2 protein-coding genes are annotated in these 1,582 nt (G+C 75.6%); both read right to left on the reverse strand.

What is annotated here, in order from left to right; translation table 11 throughout:
- Window positions 1-35 precede the first annotated feature (35 nt).
- A complete protein-coding gene (locus tag L0B03_RS17595) occupies window positions 36-1,040 on the reverse strand; it encodes a MoxR family ATPase (RefSeq protein WP_250448273.1) in 1,005 nt (334 codons plus the stop codon).
- Window positions 1,037-1,582, reverse strand: a 546-nt coding sequence (locus L0B03_RS17600) for a hypothetical protein (protein WP_250448275.1), incomplete at its 5' end; no start/stop codon positions are given. The genes L0B03_RS17595 and L0B03_RS17600, both read right to left, overlap by 4 nt.

Genomic DNA, 1,582 nt, shown 5'->3' on the forward strand with positions numbered 1-1,582 from the left:
GCTCGTCGCGCCCCTCCCACGCCCCGGCGGACACCTCAGGCCCTCGGGGTCGCCGCGGGCGTCGGCACCCGGCCCAGCACCTCACGCACCACGTCCTCGGCCGCGACCCCCGCGGCCCAGGTCGACGGAGTCAGGGTGATCCGGTGGGCGAGGGCCGGCACGGCGACCTCCTTGACGTCCTCGGGGGTCACGAAGGTCCGGCCCGCCAGGACGGCGAGCGCCCGGGAGACCAGCACCAGGGCCTGCGAGCCACGGGGCGAGGCCCCCACCTCGACGGCGTCGTGCTCGCGGGTGGCGGCCGCGAGGTCCACGCAGTAGCCCAGCACGTCGGTGTCGACGTGCACGTCCTCGACGCCGGCCTGCATGGCCAGGAGCGTCGGGGCGTCGACCACGCGCCGGACCGGGGCCTCCTCGCGGCGTCGGGCCAGACGACGGGCGAGCACCTCGGTCTCGGCCGCGTGCGAGGGGTAGCCGACCGCGAGCCGCACCATGAAGCGGTCGAGCTGGGCCTCGGGCAACGGGTAGGTGCCCTCGTACTCGACGGGGTTGGAGGTCGCCATGACGTGGAAGGGCTCGGCCATGGGATAGGTGGTGCCGTCGACGGTGACCTGGCGCTCGGCCATGGCCTCGAGCAGGGCCGACTGCGTCTTGGGGGCGGTGCGGTTGATCTCGTCGGCGAGCAGCAGCCCGGCGAAGACGGGTCCGGGGCGGAAGCGGAAGGCCGTGGCCTCGGGGTCCCACACGGCTGAGCCGGTGATGTCGGAGGGCAGCAGGTCCGGGGTGCACTGGATGCGCCGGAACTTCAGGCCGAGGGCGGTCGCGAGGCTGCGGGCCGCGAGGGTCTTGCCCAGACCGGGCACGTCCTCGAACAGCACGTGGCCCCCCGCGAGCACCGCGGCCAGGGCCGTGCGCAGGGCACCCTGCATGCCGACGACCGCGGTGCCGACCTCGTCGAGCACCTCGGTGCAGGCCGCCGCGACCTTGCTCACCGCGAGGGGCTCGGTCGGTGGGCGGGGGTGGTCGGTGGAGTCCTGAGTCACTGCGGCTGCCTTCCGTCGGCGGTACGGGCGGGGTCGGTCCGGCGCCGCGTGGCGCGGCGACCGGCGGTCAGGTCGGGGTGGATCTGCTCGAGGGCGCGCACGCAGTGGGTCACCTCGTTCTGGGTGGGCATCCAGCCGCCGGGGGCGCTGAGCACCCGCCACGCGCGCTCCCCGACGAGATCCTGGGCGCGGGCGGCGTGGGTGGGGTCCCCCTGGAGGGCCTCGTCGAGGACGAGGCCGTGCCGCGCGAACCGGCGCCGTGCCACAGCCCGCAGCTGGCGCACGGCGGCCTCGGAGACCTTGCCCTCACGTCCGACGAAGGCCCAGGTCAGGGTCGCTATCTCACGCCGGGTGCCGTCGACGGCCTCGTAGCGGTCCTCGGGCCACAGGTACTCCTCGCCGACCGTGGCGGTCAGGGACAGGGCAACCACGACCGCGGTCACCGCCCCCACGAGCAGGGCGTCCGCGGGGTACAGGCCGACCACCGCGCCGACGGCGGTCACCGCGAGCCCTGCGAGCACCGGTCGGGCCGCGGGCCTGCC

The sequence above is a fragment of the Actinotalea sp. C106 genome (genome assembly GCF_023630195.1).
Classification (GTDB): Bacteria; Actinomycetota; Actinomycetes; order Actinomycetales; family Cellulomonadaceae; genus Actinotalea.